Below are 20,925 nucleotides of genomic sequence, written 5' to 3'. Positions count from 1 at the left end.
GGGGACACCCTAGCTTTCGGTGATCACCAGGGCGGTGCTGTGGCCGCCGAAGCCGAAGGCATTGGCCAGGCCCGCCGCAGCCGGGAGGCCCGAGGCTGTTTCCCGGATGAGATTCAGCTCGATACCGTCATCCGGGTCTTCGAGGTTGAGGGTGCCCGGGAATGCTCCGGTCCGCAACGCCTTGACGAGAACGATAGCCCCGAGCGCGCCGGCGCCGCCAAGGAGGTGCCCTGTAAGGGACTTCGTTGACGTGACCGGAACCCGGTTTCCGAGGACGGCCTTGATGGCTTCCGCTTCGAGGCGGTCCCCCACCGGTGTGGAGGTCGCATGGGCGTGGACCAGGCCGATGCCCTCCGGCCTAAGGCCTGCTGCGGCAATTGCCTTTTCCATCACACGGCGCTGCATGGCCGGATCGGCGGCGACGATGTCGACGGCGTCGGAGGTCACCGCGGTCCCGGCGACGACGCCCAGTATCTCGGCGCCGCGGGCGACGGCGTGGTCTTCACGTTCCAGCACCAGGACCGCGGCGCCTTCTGCCAGCACGAAGCCGTTCCGGTCCCGGTCGAAGGGCCTCGACGCGGACTGCGGATCCCCGTTCCGCGTGGACAGGGCCCGGATTTGCGCGAACCCGCTGATGATCAGGCCGTTGATGCAGGAATCCACGCCGCCGGCAACCACCACGTCCGCGGATCCGGCCCGGATCATGTCCGCCGCCTGGGAGATGGCTTCCGCCCCCGAGGCGCAGGCGCTCACCGGAGTCCGTGCGCCGCCTTTGGCGCCGATGTCCATGGAGACCCAGGCGGAAGGGGCGTTGGTCATGATCCGGGTGAGGGTGTGCGGGGAGACCCGGCGGGGGCCGCCGGCATCAAGGGTCCTGGCCTGCTCCAGCGTGGTGTCCAGGCCGCCGTAGCCGGAGCCGATCACCACCGCCAGGCGCTCCGGGTCGGCATCCGGACGGCCGGCCTGCGCCCACGCTTCCCTGGCAGCAATGAGCGCCAGGTGTCCGCACCGGTCCATCCTCTTGTATTCGGGGGTGGAGAGCTGCGAAGCGACGTCAGCTGCCACCCGGCCGGCCATGCGGACGGGCAGTCCCTGCGCCCAATCATCCTCGAGCGCTGCGATTCCGGAACGCCCGGCCAACAGTGCGGCCCAGGTCTCGTCGGTGGTGCCGCCCACAGGGGTCACCGCGCCCAATCCCGTAACGACGACCCTGGGGGTAATTTCAGACATTACAAACCGTGCTTCTGTGAGGCCCGCCCGGAGCGCGAGGGCGGGCGTGCTTCATGGACTAATGCCAGGCCCCCATTCAAGGGTACGTGCCGCCCGCCGCAACGGGCACACCGCGGAATCCGCTACGGAATCGGACGCAGGCTACGCGGATCCGAGCCACGGGGTCGGAAGCGGCGCAAAAAGCCACGCCGTGTCCGCCGACACGCCGGAAAATCCCCGGCGAGGCGCAGTCAAAAAGCGTTGAAACACCATGTATGGGGCTGTAGCGTGACGCTGGACAGCATGCTTAGCATTACCTACCCGTCCCACCGGACAAGAAGGAGCAAGTCATGAGAATCGGTTCCTCCATCTTCCTCATTGCCCTCGGCGCCATCCTCGCCTGGGCCATCGCCCCGGGCCTGATCCCCAACGTCGACCAGGCCATGGTCGGCTACATCCTGATGGTGGTCGGCGTGATCGGACTGATCGCCTCCCTGATCATGGCCTCCCCCGGCCGCAGCCGCACCCGCCGGGTCAGCGAAACCCGCTCCGTCGTCGACCCCAACACGGGCGAGACCATCACCCGGAACGAGAGCCGCGACGCCGGCATCTAGTCCCGCCCCCGGCACCAGCAGGCGCCGAAGTGAACGACCCGGACGCCGGGCCGGACCCCAGAGGTCTGGCCCGGCGTCCGCCATTTAGGCCATGCCCGGCTTGGCCCTCTGGACATGCCCCACCCCTGAGGCCGCGGCTGGACATAGTCCCAATATGCCCACTCCCCGGCGCGAAAAATGGACATGCCCCCGTGAACCGTGAGCTGGCATCTGCGTTCTTGTTGCTTTCCATTGACAAAGCAACATGTTCAAAGATAAAGTCAAACAACTCCACTTCATGTGATGGCTATCACTGAAGCGGCAGGAGGATCCACAGTACTGACGCAAGGGAGAGCCAGTGTTCGCCGAGGAACGCCAAGAGCTGATAGTGGGGCTCATTACCGCCAGCGGCCGTGCCAGCGTCACCGACCTCGCGGATCGTTTCAGCATCACCACCGAAACCGTCCGCCGGGACCTCGCCGCCCTCGAAGCCGCCGGCAGTGTGCGCCGGGTCCACGGCGGCGCCGTGTCCGCGGACCGTGTCAGCACCAGCGAGGAAAGCATCCTGGTGCGGACCGTCCAGCGGCAGCCGGAAAAGACCCGGATTGCCGAGGCCGCCCTGGCGCTCATCCCGCAGGACCGCACCGGCAGCATCCTGATCGACGCCGGATCCACCACCGAAGCCCTCGCGGAACTCCTGGCCGCCCGGATGGCAGCCACCCCCGCCGGCCCGGGGCACGGTGCGGAGCTGGTGGTCATCACCCACTCGTTGCCCATCGCGGCCAAGCTGTCCGGCGAACCCGGCATCGCCCTGCACCTGCTGGGCGGCAAGGTCCGCGGCATCACCCAGGCCGCCGTTGGCCAGTCCACCGTGGAAGCAGCCCGCCGGATCCGCCCCGACATCGCCTTTATCGGCACCAACGGCATCCACGCAGCCTTCGGTCTGAGCACTCCCGATCCTGAAGAAGCCGCGGTCAAGGCTGCCTTCGTCCAATCAGCGCGCCGCATTGTGGTGCTGGCTGATGCCTCCAAGCTGGACGCCGAAACGCTGGTCCAGTTCGCCTCGTTGAAAGATCTGGACACCTTGATCACTGACACGAAACCCAGCCAGGAGCTGGCCGACGCCCTCGCGGACGCCGGAGTGGAGGTGGTGGTCGCATGATTGTCACCCTGACCGCCAACCCGAGCCTGGACCGTACCGTGGCCCTGCCCGGCCCCCTGCTCCGCGGCGAGGTCCAGCGGGCCGTCTCGGTCCGGCAGGAATCCGGCGGCAAGGGAGTCAACGTCTCCCGCGCCCTCGTCGCTTCCGGGCTGAAGACGGTCGCCGTGCTGCCCGGCGCCGAAGCCGATCCCGTCCTCGCCGGGCTCCGGGCAGGCGACGTCCCGTTCGCCGCCCTGCCGATCGGGGAACCGCTGCGCAGCAATGTGGCACTCACCGAACCCGGCGGCGTCACCACAAAGATCAACGAACCCGGCCCGGTGCTGAGCGCGGACCAGCAGGAAGCCCTGATCGGGCTGCTGCTGGACCACTCCCGCGGCGCCAGCTGGGTTGTTCTGGCCGGCTCGCTCCCACCCGGGGTCCCGGCCGACTTCTACGCCACCGTCACCCGGCGGCTGCGCTCCCTGAATCACGGCAATGAGGCACCCCTTGTCGCCGTCGACTCCTCCGGCGAACCGCTCGCCGCCGCGATCTCCGGCGACGCTTCGGGGAAACCGGACCTGCTGAAACCCAACGCCGAGGAACTGGTGGAACTGGCTGCCGCAGCCGGATTCGCCACGCACAAATCCGCCGAGGAACTCGAAGCGGATCCGGCGGCTGCCGCGGCGGCCGCCGCCGCCGTCGTGCGATCCGGAGTGGGTGCTGTACTGGCAACCCTCGGCTCCAAGGGTGCGGTGCTTGTGACGGCCGACGGCGCGTGGCTGGCCACGCACCCGCCGGTCACTGCCGTGAGCACGGTGGGCGCCGGCGATTCCTCGCTGGCCGGCTACCTGCTCGCTTCCAGCCGGGGCGCCGCCCCGGCCGATTGCCTCCGACAGGCGGTGGCCCACGGTGCCGCTGCCGCTTCCCTGCCGGGCTCCACAGTCCCGGCAGTCCACCAAACCACCCCCGATGCCGTAACCATCACGGCCCTCCGGAAGGATTGACAGTGACTCAGCTCATTACGACCGAACTGGTCGAGCTCGACCAGAACCTGGGCAGCTCGCCCGAGGATGTGATCCGGCACCTGGCAGGCAAAGTTGCGGCCAACGGACGCGCCACCGAAGTCGAAGGCCTCTTCGCCGACGCCTTCGCCCGGGAGTCGAAGACCGCCACCGGCGTCCCCGGCGGCATCGCCATCCCGCACTGCCGTTCGACGGCGGTCACCGAACCGACCCTGGCGATGGCACGGCTGTCCCGGCCCGTCGACTTCGGCGCCAAGGACGGTCCGGCGGACCTGATCTTCTTCATCGCGGCCCCCGAAGGCGCGGACCAGGAGCACCTCAAGCTCCTCTCCAAGCTGGCCAGGTCCCTGATCAAGAAGGATTTCACCGCGGCCCTGCGTGCCGCGACGTCGCCGGCCGAAATCGTGGAACTCGTCGAAGGTGCCCTTGCCGATAAACCCGCACCGGCAGCGGCCGCACCGGCACCCGTTTCGACAGGCGCAACCACCGCGGCCGGGGCGGCACGTCCCAAGCGCCTCGTCGCCGTGACCGCCTGCCCCACCGGCATCGCCCACACCTACATGGCCGCCGATTCCCTCGTGGCCGCGGCCAAGGAAGCCGGCGTGGACCTGCAGGTGGAGACCCAGGGCTCGTCCGGCGCCAAGCCGCTGGATCCCGCGGTGATCGCCGCCGCCGACGCCGTGATCTTCGCCGTCGACGTCGATGTCCGCGGCAAGGAACGCTTCGCCGGCATGCCGGTCATCAACGCGCCCGTCAAGCGCGGCATCGACGAACCGGACAAGATGGTCCAGGAAGCCCTCGCCGCGGCGGACAATCCGAACGCCCGCCGCGTGCCGCACTTCGGTGCCGAAGAGCAGGCCCAGAATGACGCCGCAGAAAAGGGCGAGCACATCGGCCAGAAGCTCAAGAGGGCCCTGCTCACCGGTGTCAGCTACATGATTCCGTTTGTGGCCGGCGGCGGCCTGCTGATCGCCCTCGGCTTCCTGTTGGGCGGCTACGACATCACCGCCGTTGCTAACAAGGTGGTTGTGGAGAACAACTTCGGCAACCTTCCCGAGGGCGGGCTGGCGATCTACCTCGGCGCAGTGCTGTTCAAGATCGGTGCCCTGTCCATGGGCTTCCTGGTTCCCGCACTGGCTGGCTACATCGCCTTCGCAATCGCCGACCGGCCGGGCATCGCACCGGGCTTCGTGGCCGGCGCCGTCGCTGGCTTTATGGGTGCCGGCTTCCTCGGCGGCATCGTCGGCGGCCTGCTCGCGGGCTACATGGCTCATCTGATCGGGACCTGGCAGGTTCCGCGGTGGCTCCGCGGCCTGATGCCCGTGGTGATCATCCCCCTGCTCGCTTCCATCTTTGCCTCCGGCCTGATGTTCCTCGTCCTCGGCGGCCCCATCGCTGGCCTTACCGCGGCCCTCAACGGCTGGCTCTCGGGCATGACCGGCGCCTCCGCCGTTGTCCTCGGCATCATCCTTGGCCTCATGATGTGCTTCGACCTCGGCGGTCCGGTCAACAAAGTTGCCTACGCCTTCGCTGTGGCCGGCCTGAGCGCCGGCAGCGCCACCAACCAGGCACCGTGGCAGATCATGGCAACCGTGATGGCTGCCGGCATGGTCCCGCCGCTGGCGATGGCCCTGGCCACAGTCCTGGACAAGAAGCTCTTCAGCCTGGCCGAGCGTGAAAACGGCAAGGCAGCCTGGCTGCTGGGCGCGTCCTTCATCTCCGAAGGTGCCATCCCGTTCGCCGCGGCCGACCCGCTGCGAGTCATCCCCGCCAGCATGCTGGGCGGCGCCCTCACCGGGGCACTGTCCATGGCCACCGGCGTCACCTCGCAGGCACCGCACGGCGGTATCTTCGTATTCTTCGCCATCGGGAACCTGGTGATGTTCATCGTCGCCATCCTCGCCGGAACCGTGGTCAGCGCTCTGGCCGTGGTCGCCCTCAAGCGCTGGGCAGCCAAGAAGTCCGTTGATACGGTTGAACGGGTTCCCGTAACCGTCTGAGCCGGTCCAGGAAATCTTTCCCGAAGCTGAAATTCCTTTTTGATATACAAGGAGCAGAAATGACCGAACGTAACGCCACCATTGCCAGCCGAGTAGGGCTGCACGCCCGCCCGGCAGCCATCTTTGCCGAGGCCGCAGGCGAGTTCGATCTCGAAATCACCATCGCCCGGCTGGGCGAACCGGAAGACGAGGCCATGGATGCTGCCAGCATCCTGTCCCTGATGAGCCTCGGCGCATCGCACGGCGAGGTTGTGGTGCTGCGTGCCGAGGGCGACGGCGCCGACGTCGCCCTGGAGCGTCTGGTCCAGATCCTCGAGACGGACCACGACGCCGAATAGCGCCCTGACCTGCGGCCGCCGGCCGGTCCCGTCCCCGTGGGGATGGGCCGGACGGCGGCCGCAGGTGTTTAAGGGCGGGTCAAGCCCGTCCCGCGGGCCCTCCCCGCTGCGCTAAGCAGCCTTAGCAAATGCTTGTCAGGGAAGTCCCGCGCCGATAGTTTGGATTCCGCGGCACCACCTCCCGTGGACCGCAGCAGAATGAGTTCCCGGCCAAAGGAGACCCCGTGGCAAGTGTGCAGGAAAGCATCGAAGTCGACGTTCCGGTGTCCACCGCGTATAACCAGTGGACACAGTTCGAGAGCTTTCCCGAGTTCATGAAGGGCGTCGAATCGGTCGAACAGATCGATGAGACCTCCCTCCAGTTCCGCACCGACATTGCGGGCGTCAGGCGCGAGTACCTCGCCCAGATCACCGAACAGACCCCCGACCGGAAGATCGCCTGGGTCAGCGCAGACAAGCCCCGCAACGCCGGAACAGTGACCTTCGAACCCCTCGGCGCCGGGCGCGCCCGGGTCAACGTGAAGCTGGAATGGGAGCCCGAGGGCCTCGTGGAGAAGGCAGGCTCCGTCATCGGCGCGGACAGCCGCCAGGTGACGGCGGACCTCGGACGCTTCAAGGAGTTCATCGAATCCCGAGGCATCGAGACAGGCGAATGGCGTTCTTCCGTTGAGCAGGGGGAAGTCGACGGCGACGCCGCCGGCAGCGCGGACAACCAGCGGCCAAGGTAACCGTGCCGACGACGAAGAGCGAGCTCTTATCCGCGCAGAAGAACTCCTGATCGCGATGGCCGCCGGCCGGTCCCCTGCGGAGTCAGGCCTCTTTGCGCGTGCTTTTCACGGCGGTCTTCGGCGCGGCTTTGGCGCCGGATCCGGCTTTGGCCGTGGTCGCCTTCGCGGCGGAACCGGGGGTCTTCGCGGGGGGCTTGGCAGCTGTCTTGCCTGCGGCGGAAGCTGCGCTGCCTCCGCGCTTTTTCTCCAGGCTCCGCTTGAGCGCTTCCATCAGGTCGATCACTTCGCCGTCGCCGGGTTCGGCGGCGGGGGCCCCGAAGGTCTCTTCGGTGTCGAGCGACTCGCCCTTATCCAGCTTCGCCTCGATGAGCGTGCGGAGCTGGGCCTGGTAGTCGTCGGTGAACTGATCCGGCTCGAAGTCGGCGGCCATCGAATCCACCAGCGCCGCGGACATTTCCCGTTCCTGGGCGGAGATCCGGAGGGAGGTTTCAAGCGACGGGAAGCTGGCCTCGCGCACTTCGTCGGCCCACAGCAGTGCCTGCAGCATCAACACGTCGCCGCGGACCCGCAAAGCCCCGAGCCTGGTTTTGTCCCGCAGGGCGAACTGGACTATGGCCACCCGGTCCGTGTCTTCCAGGGCCCGGCGCAACAACATGTAGGCCTTGGGCGATTTGGAGTCCGGCTCGAGGTAGTAGCTCTTCTCGAACGTGATGGGGTCGAGCTGCTCGGCCGGGACGAACTGCACGACGTCGATCTCATGGCTGTTCTCGGCCGGGATGGACTTGAGCTCCTCGCGGCTCAGCACCACGGTGCGCCCCTCGTCCTCGAAGGCCTTGTCGATGTCCTCGTAGTCCACGATCTTGCTGCACACCTCGCAGCGGCGCTGGTAGCGGATCCGGCCGCCGTCGGCGTTGTGGACCTGATGGAGGCTGATGTCGTGGTCCTCGGTCGCGCTGTAAACCTTGACGGGCACGTTGACCAGCCCGAACGCTATCGCGCCTTTCCAGATGGCTCTCATGGATCAAGTGAACATCACAGTTGCACGGAGGTGAAGAGCCTTGCCTGAAAGGCCGCTGTCCGCCGGCAAACAGCGAGTCCGGGTTGCCGGCCGCGAAATCGTGGTGACGAACCTGGACAAAGTCATGTACCCGGAAACCGGTACCACCAAGGCCGATGTCCTGGCCTACTACGCCGCCGTCGCCCCGGTCTTGATCCCGGCAGCCGCGAACCGGCCGGCCACCCGGAAACGCTGGGTCCACGGTGTGGGGACCGCCGGGGCCCCGGGTGAGATGTTCTTCCAGAAGAACCTGGACGAATCGACCCCCGGCTGGGTGCCGCGCGCCTCCATTAAGCACAAGGAGCGCACCATCCAGTACCCGCTGGTCAATGACCCGGCAACGCTGGCCTGGCTGGCGCAGATCGCCGCGCTGGAGATCCATGTGCCGCAGTGGCGCGTGGACTCCCGCGGCAACCAGTTGCCGCCGGACCGGCTGGTGCTGGACCTGGACCCCGGCGAGGGTGCGGGGCTGGCGGAATGTGCGGAGGTGGCCAGACTGGCCCGGGTCATCTTGCGGGACGTTGGCCTGGACCCGGTTCCGGTGACCAGCGGCAGCAAGGGCATCCACCTCTACGCGGCCCTGGACGGGACGCGGAGTTCGGAGCAGATCTCGGAGTTCGCCCATGAGCTGGCCCGTTCCTTGGAGGCCGACCATCCGGGCCTGGCCGTGAGCGACATGAAGAAGACGCTGCGCACCGGTAAGGTCCTGGTGGACTGGAGCCAGAACAGCGCCGCGAAGACCACGATCGTCCCCTATTCCCTCCGCGGGCGGCTCCGGCCCATGGTGGCGGCGCCCCGGACCTGGCGCGAAATCGACGCCCCGGCCCTGCACCAGCTGGACTACCGGGAGGTGATGAAGCGGGTAAGGGCCGGGAAGGACCCGTTCGCCGCCATCACCGGCGCAAAGCGTTCCGGCAGCCACGCCGCCGGTTCCCCCGCTGCCGGTCCCGGCGACGGCGGCGGCACCGACCCGCGGCTGGAGCCTTACCGCACCAAGCGGGACGCGGGTGCCACCCCGGAGCCGTTCACGGCCGAAAGGGACCGGGGAACCGACCACGGCACGCTCCGGGAGAAGTTTGTCATCCAGGAACACCACGCCAGCCGCCTGCACTTCGACTTCAGGCTGGAGCGCGACGGCGTGCTGGTGTCCTGGGCGCTGCCCAAGGGCGTCCCCACCAGCAAAACGACGAACCACCTGGCGGTCCAGACCGAGGACCACCCGATGGGCTACGCGGATTTCGAGGGCATCATCCCGAAGGGCCAATACGGGGCCGGCAGCGTCAGGATCTGGGACCACGGCTACTACGAATGCGAAAAATGGATCGCCGGCAAAGAAGTCATCGCCACCCTCACGGGATCAGCCGACGGCGGCCTGGGCGGCACCCGCCGCTTCGCCCTGATCCACACCGGCCGGGGCGATGACCAGTGGCTCATCCACCTGATGGACAACGAGTGGTCGAAAAAGGGACACCCGGCGACAGCCGCCCCGGCAGGCGGGGACGCAAGCGGGGACGAAGGCCGGGACCATGAGCCGGGGCCTTCCGCGGAAGCCGGCGGCGGTGGCGGGGCGCGGGCCACGGTTCCGGCGACGGAGCAGGCAGCCCCGGACCTGGCGGACGTCAGCCCCATGCTGGCCAGCTCCGGAACCACGGCGGACCTGCCGGACAAGGACTGGCAGTTTGAACTGAAGTGGGACGGCGTGCGCGCCCTGGTCGCGGGTGACGCGAACAGGATCCGTCTCATCAGCCGCAACGGCAAGGACATGTCCACCAGCTACCCCGAGCTGACGGACCGCTCCTGCTGGCCGGAGCAAGACTTTATTGCCGACGGCGAGATCGTCGCCGTCGGGCCGGCCGGGCGTCCGGATTTCGGGCTGCTGCAGGGCCGGATGAAACTCACCCGGCCCGGCGACGTCGCGAAGGCCCGGGCTTCCACTCCTGTGCGGCTGATGCTGTTCGACCTGTTGGCCGACGGCGGAAAAGACCTCCGCAGCCTACCGCTCAGCGAACGCCGGGCCAGGCTCGAACGGTTCCTCCACCCCTCCGGCTGCCCGGCGGAACTCTCCGAAGTGATCGACGGCGACATCCGGCACATCCTGGAGAGCGCCGAAGAGCTGGGGCTGGAAGGCGTGATGGCAAAACGCACGGACGGCCGCTACGTCGGCCAGCGGAGCCGCTCCTGGCTCAAGCTCAAGTTCGAACGAACCCAGGAAGTGGTGGTCGGCGGCTGGCGTCCGGGGAAGGGCGAGCGCGAGCAATCGGTGGGCTCGCTGCTTCTGGGGATCCCGGATGGCCCAAAGCTCCGGTATGTGGGGCGGGTGGGCAGCGGCTTCAGCACCCGCGAACTCAAGGAACTGCGGCAGACGCTCGATGCCCGGCCCCGCAAGACCTCGCCCTTTGACCACGTGCCGGCCGCCGATGCCTCGGACGCGCATTGGGTGAGCGCCACGCTCGTCGGGGAGGTCACCTTCGGGGAATGGACCGGCAGCGGGAAGCTCAGGCACCCGGTCTGGCGCGGCTGGCGGCCGGACAAGAACCCGGCCGACGTCGTGCCCGAGCAGGGCTGAGCGCTGCCGGCCGTCAGGAGACCGGCCGTCGGGAGACCGGCTGTCAGGAGACCGGCTGTCAGGAGACAAAGAGAAGTCCGGGACATTCCGTTTGGGACGTCCCGGACCTATCACTCCTTCCGCCCCGGCTGGGGAGAGTCAGGACGGAAGTGGCCTTATCTTAGGAAGAGTGCGGCGTGTCCGGCGGGGTGATTCGGTGGACCGCGTTCACCGCGGCCTCCTGCCCCAGCCGCCCGTGCCTGACGTCGTGTTCCTTGGGATGACGGTGTTTGCCGCTTCCGTCCGGCCACTGCTGGCCGTCGGACGGCGTGGGCGGTACGGGGCGGGTGGTCTCCGGTCCCGGGGCCTCATCCATCGATTCAGCCAAATGGCTGGCGACCCCGGGCTCGATCTCGTCTCCGGCATGGTGTTCCGCCATTGCTCTTCCCTTCCGCTGTGCCAATAAACGCTGCACTACTAGACGCTGTGCCAACCAAAAGCTGCGCATTGCCGCTGTGAACTGAAGTGTTCAACCATGATAGGTCGGCAAGGGTGTGTTGTCTGTAGGAGCTACCAGCGGACCTTCTTTTCCGCCGGGCCCTGCTTTCCGCTGACGTGGGTCGGCTTGTGGCTGTGGCCGACACTTTGTGACCCGGCGCCGCCCCGCGACTTGCTGGCGAGCATTTCCTTCTGCGCATCGGTCAGGCGGGATTTGATGCCCTTCCCCTGCTCGTCCTGCGCGGCTGGCTTGCCGTCCTGGGCCCCGGCTTCCGTGGTGTCGCTGCTTTTTTCGGTGTCTTTGCCAGTCATGGACTGCTCTCCTGTATGTGGCTTCTCGTCAGCGCTGCGCTGGATTCAACCCTAAGCTCTTTCCGGACGCCTTGGGTACCTCCTTTTCGCCTGCCAGCGGGGCCCCAGCGGTGTACCTTTGGCCGGCCCGAAAGCGCCGGTCCCGGCCCGAATGCGGCCCAAATCCGGTTCCCGGGCGCCCTCGCGGCAAAAAGTTTGGCGGCGGCACCGCGAACAACGCCGCATCGTAGCAATGGAGCGGTGAAACAACCGAAAAGAATCCCGCCGATCGGCACAAATAAGGGGCCGAATCAGCGGATGATACGGCACCGAACTCGGAAAATCCAGAGAAATCGCGTAAAATTGAAAGCCTGCCCGGAGCGGGGCAGCTACAAGTCGCAAGCAAATGACCTCCACAGGAGTCGCCCAAATGCCCAAAGACCGAAGCACGACCGACTCTTCAGCAGGCGTTATCAACGCCGGCGGAACCAACCAAGTTGCACCCAAGGGTGTGAAAAAACCAAAGCTACGGACGCGCCGTCGACTCAAGGAGTCCGACGTCAACGTCGTCAACCAGCCGATGCTCAAGAAAGCACTCGGCGGCACCATCGTGGGTAACACCATGGAATGGTACGACGTCGGCGTGTTCGGCTACCTGATCACCACCATGGGGCCGGTGTTCCTGCCCGAAGCGGACAAGTCCGTCCAGACCCTGTTCCTGCTGGGAACCTTCGCCGCCACCTTCATCGCCCGCCCCCTCGGCGGCGTCATCTTCGGCTGGCTCGGAGACAAGATCGGCCGCCAGAAGGTTCTCGCGACCACGCTGATGATCATGGCCGCCAGCACCTTCGCCGTCGGCCTCCTGCCCGGCTACGCGCAGATCGGCATCTGGGCCGCGGTGCTCCTGGTCGTCCTCAAGCTCGTCCAGGGCTTCTCCACCGGCGGCGAGTACGCCGGTGCCACCACCTTCGTGAGTGAATATGCCCCGGACAAGCGCCGCGGCTTCTTCGCCAGCTTCCTGGACATGGGAAGCTACCTCGGCTTCGCCATGGGCGCTGCCCTTGTCTCCGTGCTGCAGCTGACCCTGGGCCAGGGTGCCATGGAGGAGTGGGGCTGGCGGATCCCGTTCCTGGTTGCCGGCCCGCTGGGCCTGATCGCTATCTACTTCCGGAACAAGATTGAGGAATCCCCGCAGTTCCAGGCGACCCTGGACGCCCAGGAGGGCCTCTCCAAGGATGCCAGCGCCGGCGACGCCGTCTCGAAGAGCCCGGTAGGCATTGTGAAGGCCTACTGGCGTTCGCTTATCGTTGCCATGATCCTGGTGGCAGCGGCGAACACCGCCGGTTACGCCCTGACGTCCTACATGCCGACGTACCTCACGGAGTCCAAGGGCTACGACCCGGTCCACGGCACCCTGCTGACCATCCCGGTGCTGGTCATCATGAGCCTCTGCATTCCGCTCACCGGCAAGCTCTCTGACCGGATCGGCCGCCGCCCCGTGCTCTGGATCGGTGCCGGCAGCACCATTGTGCTGGTCATCCCCGCCTTTATGCTGATCGGCGTCGGATCCGTCTGGTCCACCGTCCTGGGTCTCGCCCTCGTCGCCTTCCCGGTGACGTTCTACGTCGCCAACCTGGCTTCGGCCCTGCCCGCGCAGTTCCCGACGGCGAGCCGTTACGGCGCCATGGGCATCGCGTACAACTTCTCCGTGGCCATCTTTGGCGGCACCACGCCGTTCATCGTCGCCGCCCTCATCGGCGCCACCGGCGACGATATGATGCCGGCCTACTATCTGATGGCCACCTCGGCGATCGGTGCCGTGGCGATCTATTTCCTGAAGGAATCGGCCCAGATGCCGCTTCCGGGTTCCATGCCCAGCGTGGACACCCAGGCGGAGGCCAAAGAGCTCGTCGCGACCCAGGACGAGAACCCGCTGATCGACCTGGAACACATGGACATGCCGTTTGCCGCAGCTGCGGCAGATTCTGCAAAGGATTCCGCGGCGGCCCGCGAACCCGAAAAGGTTCCGGCCCGGGCCTGAGCTTGCCTTATGGCAGCACGGCCCGGATCGTCCCGATCCGTTCCGGCTAACCCAGACTCTGTAGTCCAGTCCCGCCCTTGAGGCCTGCCTGACGTGTTTACCCATTGGGGGAAGCACGCCGGGCAGGCCTTTGGCGCGTCCGGGCACGGCCCGTGCCGGCCCGGCTGAGGCGCGTCCGCAGCCCGGTTACTGCGGCTCGGCCGCCAGCAGCTCGGCGTGCTCCTCCGGCGTGAGGTCTTTCTGCCGATCCATGACTGGCGGGGGGGATAGTTTGTAGGCGGCGTAATACAGGCCCGCGGCGAGTCCCATGGTGATCAGCGGCGTGAGCTGCGAGACCACGGGCAGCGCCGTCTGCTCGGTCAGCAGGATGCCGGTGGCGGAGGCCACCAGCCAAGCGATGGCTCCGGCTGTGACGGGCTTCAGCCGGCCCGGCCGGACTTCTGGGAAGTACCGCTCCTCTTTCCAGTTGATGGCAATGTACGTCAGCGCGATCGCCACCCAGGCGGTGACAAAGACTCCCTGCCAGGCGAGTGCCTTGAGCAGGTAGCTCAGCACATCCGTGAGCATCAGCAGGTAGGCCAGCACGCCCGAGACGATCACCCAGACATAACGCGGCAGGTTGATGCCGAACGCGCGGTGGGCGAAGGCCGAGAGATTCGTCGACGCGAGGAAGTAGTTGGCCGTGTTGATGCGGGTCTGCGAGATGAAGATGACCAGCACACCCCAGATTCCCAGCGAAGAAATGAACGCCGTGACCACACCCGTCTCGGAAGCCTCCAGGCCCCAGGCGCTCATGATGTAGATGCCGACCAGGCCGTTCAGCCCGAACGTGAAGGCGTAGAACACCCAGCCGAAGGTGATGCTGCCGAGGAATCTCCGGTCCTCGCGTTTGCCCATCCGGGCGTAGTCGAAGGTGTACATCATCATGATGTAGACGCCCATGTAGATCAGATAGGACGTCAGCCAGCCGGGCAGTGCTGAGCTGGCCGCGGCCTCACCGATCCAGGTGGTGGGCACCCCGCGGATGACGGTTGCTGCGACGACGACGGCAATGAGCCCCGCGAAATAGAACGGGAGCAGGAACCCATTGAGCCGGTCCAGCCAGTGCTGGACGCCACCGACCGCCAGCGGAATGGCATAGATCACCACTGCGGCGTACCAGATCAGGATGTCGCCGCCAAAATACTCGTGGAACGCGACGGCGATGATGGAGCCTTCAAAGACGGCATAGTAAATGGCCGTCGCCGCGAAGATCAGCGAGGCGAGCGCCGAGCCCAGCAGCCCGAACAGGGTCCGGGAAAAGACGCTCACCGTGAGACCTGTCCGGGCAGCGTAGCGGGAAAGCACCAGGTTGATGATCCCGTAAGTCGCGATGGTGAGGACCATGCCGATGATGGTGTTCGGCACCCCCACGGCCCCGGCCGAGGCGACGGCCACATAGATCCAGAACATCGCCGAGAACAGGGCCCACCAGGCCATGGTCAGCGACCATTTGCCGACCCGCTGGTCCGCGGGCATTACTAGATTTGAGTACGACAAAGCGACACCTCTGGTGTTGTAGTGATGCATTTATGGAGCCGGTGGCGGGAGCCACGGGGCTATGGGCTGGTTATCCCCAGATGGAACGGCGGAGGGCTTTTCCTTCTGCTCGGGCCGCGACGGCCTGTTCCATGGTCACCGCGACGAAACGCGTCTTGGTGCCCGGTGCGCTGCGGGCAAGTAAGTCCATGTCTGCGCTGATGACGGTGGCGACCATGGCGTATCCCCCGCCGGAGACAGCATCGCGATGGAGCACAATGGGTTCCTTGCCGCCGGGAATCTGGATCGAGCCGACGGCGTATCCGGCGTCGACGATGTTGGATGGATCGGAGCCGGCACCGAAGGGCTGTTCCCGTTCTTTCCATTCGATCTCCGGTCCGCTGTAGCGCAGGCCCGTCCTGTCCGCCACCGGGGTGAGGGTCCAGGTGGATTCCAGCAGGGTTGCGCGTCCCTCCTCCGTCAGCCTGTGGTCATAGAGACCCGGCAGGACCCTGATCTCCACTTCGGCAGGGAACGCCGGCCGCAGTTCCGGCGGGATTCCGGCCAGGACGTCACCGGGGCCGGTCTGTCCGACCGGGACCTCGTCACCGGCTGCGAGTTTGCGTCCCTGATAGCCGCCGAGGGCGCCCAGGACGTAGGTGGACCGGCTTCCCAGCACCAGCGGTACGTCGATGCCGCCCCGGACCGCGACGTAGTACCGGGAACCGCCCCGGAGGTATCCGAAGGACACCTCGTCCCCGGCGGCCAGTTCGATTGCCTCCCATTGCGGGCTGGCGGCTCCGTTGACTTTCACTTCCACCGGGGCGCCTCCGACGGCGATTACCGCCGGGACCGTGCTGCGGAACTTCGGGCCCAGGTAGGTGCATTCGAGGACTGCCGCCTCGGTGCTGTTCCCGACCAGCGCATTGGCTATCTCCGCCGAGAGCTGGTCCATGGAGCCGCCTTGGGGGATACCCACGTTGTAGTGGCCGAATCTCCCCCGGTCCTGGACGGTCGTGGACAGGCCGGGTTCCAAGATCTCAAGACTCATTGAGGTTCTCCAATAGCTTGGTGTTGTAGCTTTCGGGATTTCCGAGGGCCTCGGCCAGGTCAAAGGTGACTGGCACCTGCTTGTAGACGAAAGTGCCCGCGTCCACCTGTTGCTTGATGCTCTTGTATTCGTCCTCGTCGACCGGCCGGAACTTTACGATGTCGCCGGGCTTGAAAAACACCATGAAGTCCTTGAAATCGGCCAGGGACTGCGCGGGGTCGAAGATGGGAGCCGCCGCTAGACCGAACATCTGGTAGCCGCCGGCGCCGCGAACGGAGTAGATGCAGGCAAAACAGCCGCCGTGGCCCACCGTGAGGGGAGGCGTGTCAGTGCGCGGGCTGAGGTACTTCGGCACCTCCAGCTGTTGTGCGCGCGGCACCATCTGGAACATGAACGGCAGGCCGGCGACGAACCCGACCATGGAAACCAGCCACGGGCTGCTGTGATGACGACGGATGAACTCCGCGGCGCCGGAGAGCTTGTTGACCTCGGCCGCGAAGTCCAGGTCGGTTCCCTCGGGGCGTTGATGGCCGTTTCGGAACCGGGCGCCGGTCTCCCGCGTGTACGGATCGTCATACCAGACCGGCACTTCGATCAGGCGGGTACTCAGCTCCGGGTGGGAGGTGTTGTCGACGTCGACTTCGATCTCGCGCATCGCTGATTCCAGCTGTGCCGCGTCCAGTACATCGGGGTCGAAGCGGACCAGCAGGGAGGCGTTGGCCGGGCAGATTTCCGTCACACCGGGAAGTTCCCGGCCGCCGAGCCGGGCGGCCATGGAGTTGGATTTGAAGTTCGCGGCCAGGCTCATCTCCTCGGAGATTTCCACGAAAAGGAACTCGTCGCCACCCCAGGTGTAGCGCGCGGTGCCCTTTAGCGAGCGGGTGCTCAGGGTGTGGCTCATACCAGTTCCCCCAGGATCTCCGGGCAGGTTTCAATGAATTTGGTGTGGTGCTCCACGGACCTTAGCTCCGGTCTGTGAAGTACGGCACTGAGCAGGGGGATGGTCGTGGCGACTCCTTCGATGGATATTTCATCCAGGGCCCGGAGTGACCGGCTGATTGCCTCGTCCCGGGTTTCGTCCCACACAATGATCTTCGCCAGCAGCGAGTCATAGAACGGCATCACCCTGGATCCGGCGACGAATCCGGAGTCGATGCGGACACCGGGGCCGCCCGGCCAGTCGAGACGTTCCAGCAGCCCCGGGCTAGGCATGAATCCCTTGGCCGGGTCTTCGGCATTGAGCCGGAACTCGAAAGCATGTCCGCGGAAGACGACGTCGTCCTGGCGCATCCGAAGCGGCTCGCCCGCAGCGATCAACAGCTGTTCCCGGACCAGGTCAAGACCGGTGACCATTTCGGTGACAGGATGCTCTACCTGGAGCCGGGTGTTCATCTCGATGAAGGAAACCTCGTGATTGACTGCGTCGTAGAGGAACTCAACCGTCCCGAGTCCCTTGTAGCGGCACTGCCTGGCCAGCTCCACCGACGATTCCAGCATGTGCTGCCGGACGGCGTCCGGCAGATCCGGCGCGGGGGCTTCCTCAAGGATTTTCTGCTGGCGCCGCTGCATGGAGCAGTCCCTGTCGCCCAAATGGACGATGTTGGTACCGTCCCCCAGCACCTGCACTTCAACGTGCCGGGCCCGTTCCACGAACTTCTCCAGGTAGACGGCGGCGCTGCCGAATGCGGCGGCTGCTTCTGCCTGCGCCACTTCCACGGTTGAGGCCAGGTCTTCCTTGCGGGTCACCAGACGTATTCCGCGCCCGCCGCCGCCGGCTGCGGCCTTGACCACCAGCGGGTACCCGATTTCGTCGGCTACCGTCAGCAGGGCTTCACCTGTCGGTGCCTCGCCGTGTGTTCCGCGGAGGGTGGGTACCCCTGCCGCCTCGGCTGCCTGACGGGCCTGCGCCTTGTCCCCCATCAGTTCGATGGCTTCAGGGGAGGGCCCCACCCAGATCAGGCCCGCCTCCACAACGGCGCGGGCGAACGACGCGTTTTCGGATAAGAACCCGTAGCCGGGGTGCACGGCGTCGCATCCGTGGTCCGCCGCGGCCTTGAGGACGGCGCCATGGTCGAGGTAGCTTTGGCTCGCCGGCGCGGGTCCGATGACTGCGAACTCATCCGCAAGGCGGGCAGCCAGCCCGTCGGCGTCCGGTTCGCTGGCTACCACCACTGTGCGGATTCCCAGTTCCCGCGCGGTACGGATAATCCGGACGGCGATTTCGCCCCTGTTGGCGATGAGCAGTTTCTTCATGATGCTTCCTCAATAACTGCAATCACGTCACCCGGGTTGACGGTGCCGGAATCCGACACTTCGAACCTGACCAGGCTTCCGGACACATCGGTCTTGACTTCACTGAACTGCTTCATGATTTCGACGACGCCGATCGTCTGGCCCGCCTCCACCTGGTCACCTTCCTGCGCATAGGGGTCCTTGCCGGGGCCGGGCTTGCGGTAGAAGATGCCGGGAAGGGGGGACGTGACCTGATGTGACATGGTGTGCCTTTCGTTTCCTGAGGAAATAGCGGTAAGTAACAGGGCATCGGCTACCCGCCGGCGAGGGCTGAGCGCACGGCCCGCGCCACGGCCGGAGAGTTGGCCGCGTCGGAGTGGACGCAGATACTGGTGAAGTCGATGCTCACCGTTGAACCGTCCGAGGTCTCAACGAGGCCTTCGGCCAGGACGCGGCGCACGCGCTCGGCAGCCCTGGCGGGATCCGTGGCTTCGGGCCGCCGCTGGATGATCAGCTGGCCTGCGGGGTTGTAGTTCAAGTCCACATAGAGCTCGCCGACGAACGGCACGCCCATTTCCCGGCACACGTTTTCGTGTTCCGTTCCTGCGAGTCCGAACATCGGCACTCCGTAGAGCGCGGCCACCCCGGCAGCTGCGCGCATCAGCCCGGCGTCCCGGGAGAGCATCCCGTACAGCGAGCCGTGGGGTTTGATGTGGTTGAGTTCCAGGCCGGCCTTTTTCAGGAAACCCACGAGGGCACCGGTCTGGTACAGGATGATTGATTCGACTTCAGCGGGAGTGAGCTTCATTTCCCGCCGCCCGAATCCGGTGAGGTCCGGCAGACCGGGGTGCGCACCGATCCGGACGCCGTGTTCCTTGGCGGCGGCCACGGTTTCTTCCATGGTGTCCGGGTCCCCCGCATGGAATCCGCAGGCCACGTTGGCTACGTCAATGATTTCCATCAGCGCAAGATCATTGCCGAAACTGTGAAGCCCGAAGGCCTCGCCCATGTCCGAATTTATCTCGATGCCAGCTATGACATTGCCCACATTAACATTGTTCATGCGATCAACACTAAGGACTGCGCCACCCCTTACATAGTGGGCAGATGTCCACTACCGTGGACGCAGGATGTGCACTTTGCACACCGAAGCGAGTACCGGAGGACGGCATGAGAGTCGCGGACCTACTGGCCGAGGATTCGCTCCAGCTGCGGCTGCACACCCCGTCATCGGCCCGGAGCCTGGCCACCTCAATCAGCTACAGTGCCCCGGCGGAATTCCTGGACCCCACACCCTTCCTGGGCGCAAACTGCCTGCTGATCACCCACGGGATCGGATTCAACTTTCGCGACCAGCGCACCTGGGACGCCTACGTTGAACGGCTGGCGGGTGTCCCCGTCTGCGCCATCGCGTTCGTCACGGGCGTGGCGCACCGCCTGATTCCGGCGGCGCTGACCGTGGCCGCAGGCGCCCACGGCATTCCCCTGCTCGAAGTCCCCAGCGTTATCCCGGCCCTGCAGGTCCAGCGCTTTGTGACCAGCGTCCTCGAAGCCGAGCGGTTCGCCCTGACCCGGCAATCGTGGGCGCTGGCCGACCGGTGCGCGAAAGCCGCCAGGTCCGGCGGATCGCTGCGGGCAGTGCTTGAAGAAGTGGCAGGCGCCGCGGAAGGCCAATGCGCCATCTTCGACACTACGGGTGCCGTGATAAGTTGCTGGCCGGCCGGATCGCGCTGGACGGCCGAGGATCTGCGCCAGGACGAGCGCGGCGTCCGCGGGTCCACGTTTGCCCTTCCCACCGGCGGCACGGATCATTTTCACCTTGTGGTCCGGGGCGGCACCACCGGCGAGCCGCTGGCAACCCTGATCGGGCCGGCGTCGTCCATTCTGGCCATGCAGCTCAACAGTGCCCGAAAGGCCAGTCCACCGCACCACGCCAAGCTGGAGAGGCTGATGCTGCAGCTTGAAGACTGGCAGGGCGTGGCCCTGAAGGAAGTGACGCGCACCTTCCGGGCGACGGGCCTGGACCCGCACGCGCCGACGTTCCTGATGGTTGCGCATCCGGACAAGGCGGAACTGCCGCACGCCTGGCGGATCCGGCTCGCGGTCCAGGAGCACCTGAACAACGCCCGTGTGTTTACCCACGGTGGCTCGCTCTACGCGATTGCGCAGGCAAGAACGGACACTGCGGCGGACTGGGATGCGATCCCGGGCCGGCTGCTGGATTCCTGCCGTCAGAGCGTTCCAGGGCTTGCGCTGGTTATCAAGGGTCCGCTGCGGAGTGTGGACGAGCTGCGGCTCGGCGCGGCCCATGCCCAGCGCCTGGTCCGTGACGTCACCGTCCCTACCCTCGCGGCCCCCATGAGTATCGAGTCCCTGATGGTGGCGACGGCGGGCAGCGGCGCGCACGCCGCCGCGGAGAACCTGCTCGCCCCGCTCCGCAGCTACGACCGTGCCAACAACGGCCGACTGCTGAGCACGCTCCGGGCCTATCTGGACCACGACGCGCAGCCCTCCAGGGTTTGCGAGGCCCTGTATATCCACCGGAATACCCTCAGCAAGCGCCTGGCGCTGATGTCGCGGCTGCTGAATGTCCGGCTGGACACCCTGGACGGACTGACCACCTGCCTGCTGGCCGTCCGCATCACCGACGATTCGGTCTAG

Annotated in this window: 19 protein-coding genes; 9 read left to right on the top strand and 10 right to left on the bottom strand. The window is 66.3% G+C overall.

Annotated features, from left to right (window positions below; genetic code table 11):
* Nucleotides 1-9: 9 nt before the first annotated feature.
* Nucleotides 10-1,230 (bottom strand): beta-ketoacyl-[acyl-carrier-protein] synthase family protein, encoded by a 1,221-nt coding sequence (locus tag ACZYZE_RS01480; protein WP_459317888.1) that lies wholly within the window; start codon nucleotides 1,228-1,230, stop codon nucleotides 10-12.
* Between the two features lie 329 nt (nucleotides 1,231-1,559).
* Between ACZYZE_RS01480 and ACZYZE_RS01475 the strand changes: the two genes are divergently transcribed.
* The 6 genes from ACZYZE_RS01475 (at nucleotide 1,560) to ACZYZE_RS01450 (ending at nucleotide 7,031) form a co-directional block, all read left to right on the top strand.
* Nucleotides 1,560-1,823 (top strand): DUF6458 family protein, encoded by a 264-nt coding sequence (locus ACZYZE_RS01475; protein WP_463905847.1) that lies wholly within the window; start codon nucleotides 1,560-1,562, stop codon nucleotides 1,821-1,823.
* Between the two features lie 337 nt (nucleotides 1,824-2,160).
* Nucleotides 2,161-2,964 (top strand): DeoR/GlpR family DNA-binding transcription regulator, encoded by an 804-nt coding sequence (locus ACZYZE_RS01470; RefSeq protein WP_463905845.1) that lies wholly within the window; start codon nucleotides 2,161-2,163, stop codon nucleotides 2,962-2,964.
* On the top strand, nucleotides 2,961-3,947 hold the full coding sequence (locus ACZYZE_RS01465; protein ID WP_459317891.1) for a 1-phosphofructokinase family hexose kinase: 987 nt from the start codon (nucleotides 2,961-2,963) through the stop codon (nucleotides 3,945-3,947). The genes ACZYZE_RS01470 and ACZYZE_RS01465 overlap by 4 nt, the downstream gene beginning before the upstream one ends.
* A gap of 2 nt (nucleotides 3,948-3,949) precedes the next feature.
* A complete protein-coding gene (locus tag ACZYZE_RS01460; RefSeq protein WP_459317892.1) occupies nucleotides 3,950-5,965 on the top strand; it encodes a PTS fructose transporter subunit IIABC in 2,016 nt (671 codons plus the stop codon).
* 59 nt (nucleotides 5,966-6,024) lie between these two features.
* A complete protein-coding gene (locus ACZYZE_RS01455; protein ID WP_459317893.1) occupies nucleotides 6,025-6,303 on the top strand; it encodes an HPr family phosphocarrier protein in 279 nt (92 codons plus the stop codon).
* Nucleotides 6,304-6,527: 224 nt separating this feature from the next.
* Complete coding sequence (locus ACZYZE_RS01450) at nucleotides 6,528-7,031, top strand: SRPBCC family protein (protein WP_463905841.1); 504 nt, start codon at nucleotides 6,528-6,530, stop codon at nucleotides 7,029-7,031.
* Nucleotides 7,032-7,113: 82 nt separating this feature from the next.
* On the opposite strand, the gene ku is transcribed toward ACZYZE_RS01450, so the two are convergent.
* Nucleotides 7,114-8,049: a non-homologous end joining protein Ku gene (gene ku / locus ACZYZE_RS01445; RefSeq protein ID WP_463905838.1), complete on the bottom strand. Its 936-nt coding sequence runs from the start codon at nucleotides 8,047-8,049 to the stop codon at nucleotides 7,114-7,116.
* Nucleotides 8,050-8,173: 124 nt separating this feature from the next.
* On the opposite strand from ku, the gene ACZYZE_RS01440 reads away from it, so the two are divergent.
* A complete protein-coding gene (locus ACZYZE_RS01440) occupies nucleotides 8,174-10,654 on the top strand; it encodes an ATP-dependent DNA ligase (protein ID WP_463906154.1) in 2,481 nt (826 codons plus the stop codon).
* Between the two features lie 160 nt (nucleotides 10,655-10,814).
* Here the strand turns inward: ACZYZE_RS01440 and ACZYZE_RS01435 are convergent, their stop codons facing one another.
* Both ACZYZE_RS01435 and ACZYZE_RS01430 read right to left on the bottom strand, forming a co-directional pair.
* Entirely contained in the window at nucleotides 10,815-11,072 is a 258-nt protein-coding gene (locus ACZYZE_RS01435) for a hypothetical protein (RefSeq protein ID WP_459317895.1), read from the bottom strand.
* 131 nt (nucleotides 11,073-11,203) lie between these two features.
* Nucleotides 11,204-11,443, bottom strand: a complete 240-nt coding sequence (locus tag ACZYZE_RS01430; protein WP_459317896.1) for a hypothetical protein — start codon at nucleotides 11,441-11,443, stop codon at nucleotides 11,204-11,206.
* 409 nt (nucleotides 11,444-11,852) lie between these two features.
* Between ACZYZE_RS01430 and ACZYZE_RS01425 the strand changes: the two genes are divergently transcribed.
* Nucleotides 11,853-13,463, top strand: a complete 1,611-nt coding sequence (locus tag ACZYZE_RS01425; protein ID WP_463905835.1) for an MFS transporter — start codon at nucleotides 11,853-11,855, stop codon at nucleotides 13,461-13,463.
* Between the two features lie 186 nt (nucleotides 13,464-13,649).
* Here the strand turns inward: ACZYZE_RS01425 and ACZYZE_RS01420 are convergent, their stop codons facing one another.
* From ACZYZE_RS01420 to pxpA, 6 genes are all read right to left on the bottom strand, one after another.
* Nucleotides 13,650-14,981 (bottom strand): purine-cytosine permease family protein, encoded by a 1,332-nt coding sequence (locus tag ACZYZE_RS01420; RefSeq protein ID WP_463905833.1) that lies wholly within the window; start codon nucleotides 14,979-14,981, stop codon nucleotides 13,650-13,652.
* 91 nt (nucleotides 14,982-15,072) lie between these two features.
* A complete protein-coding gene (locus tag ACZYZE_RS01415; RefSeq protein ID WP_463905830.1) occupies nucleotides 15,073-16,032 on the bottom strand; it encodes a 5-oxoprolinase subunit C family protein in 960 nt (319 codons plus the stop codon).
* On the bottom strand, nucleotides 16,022-16,933 hold the full coding sequence (locus ACZYZE_RS01410) for a 5-oxoprolinase subunit B family protein (RefSeq protein WP_463905829.1): 912 nt from the start codon (nucleotides 16,931-16,933) through the stop codon (nucleotides 16,022-16,024). Before ACZYZE_RS01410 ends, ACZYZE_RS01415 begins: the two co-directional genes overlap by 11 nt.
* Nucleotides 16,930-18,285 carry an acetyl-CoA carboxylase biotin carboxylase subunit gene (locus tag ACZYZE_RS01405; RefSeq protein ID WP_459317900.1) on the bottom strand — a complete coding sequence of 452 codons (1,356 nt, stop codon included), beginning with the start codon at nucleotides 18,283-18,285 and terminating at the stop codon, nucleotides 16,930-16,932. Before ACZYZE_RS01405 ends, ACZYZE_RS01410 begins: the two co-directional genes overlap by 4 nt.
* On the bottom strand, nucleotides 18,282-18,527 hold the full coding sequence (locus ACZYZE_RS01400) for an acetyl-CoA carboxylase (protein WP_463905826.1): 246 nt from the start codon (nucleotides 18,525-18,527) through the stop codon (nucleotides 18,282-18,284). Before ACZYZE_RS01400 ends, ACZYZE_RS01405 begins: the two co-directional genes overlap by 4 nt.
* Nucleotides 18,528-18,577: 50 nt before the next feature.
* Nucleotides 18,578-19,327: a 5-oxoprolinase subunit PxpA gene (pxpA, locus tag ACZYZE_RS01395; RefSeq protein ID WP_463905824.1), complete on the bottom strand. Its 750-nt coding sequence runs from the start codon at nucleotides 19,325-19,327 to the stop codon at nucleotides 18,578-18,580.
* Between the two features lie 107 nt (nucleotides 19,328-19,434).
* Here pxpA and ACZYZE_RS01390 point away from each other — a divergent pair, with 107 nt between their 5' ends.
* A complete protein-coding gene (locus ACZYZE_RS01390) occupies nucleotides 19,435-20,925 on the top strand; it encodes a helix-turn-helix domain-containing protein (protein WP_463905821.1) in 1,491 nt (496 codons plus the stop codon).

Source organism: Pseudarthrobacter woesei, assembly GCF_055412745.1.
This window is presented reverse-complemented; position numbering and strand designations above follow the sequence as displayed.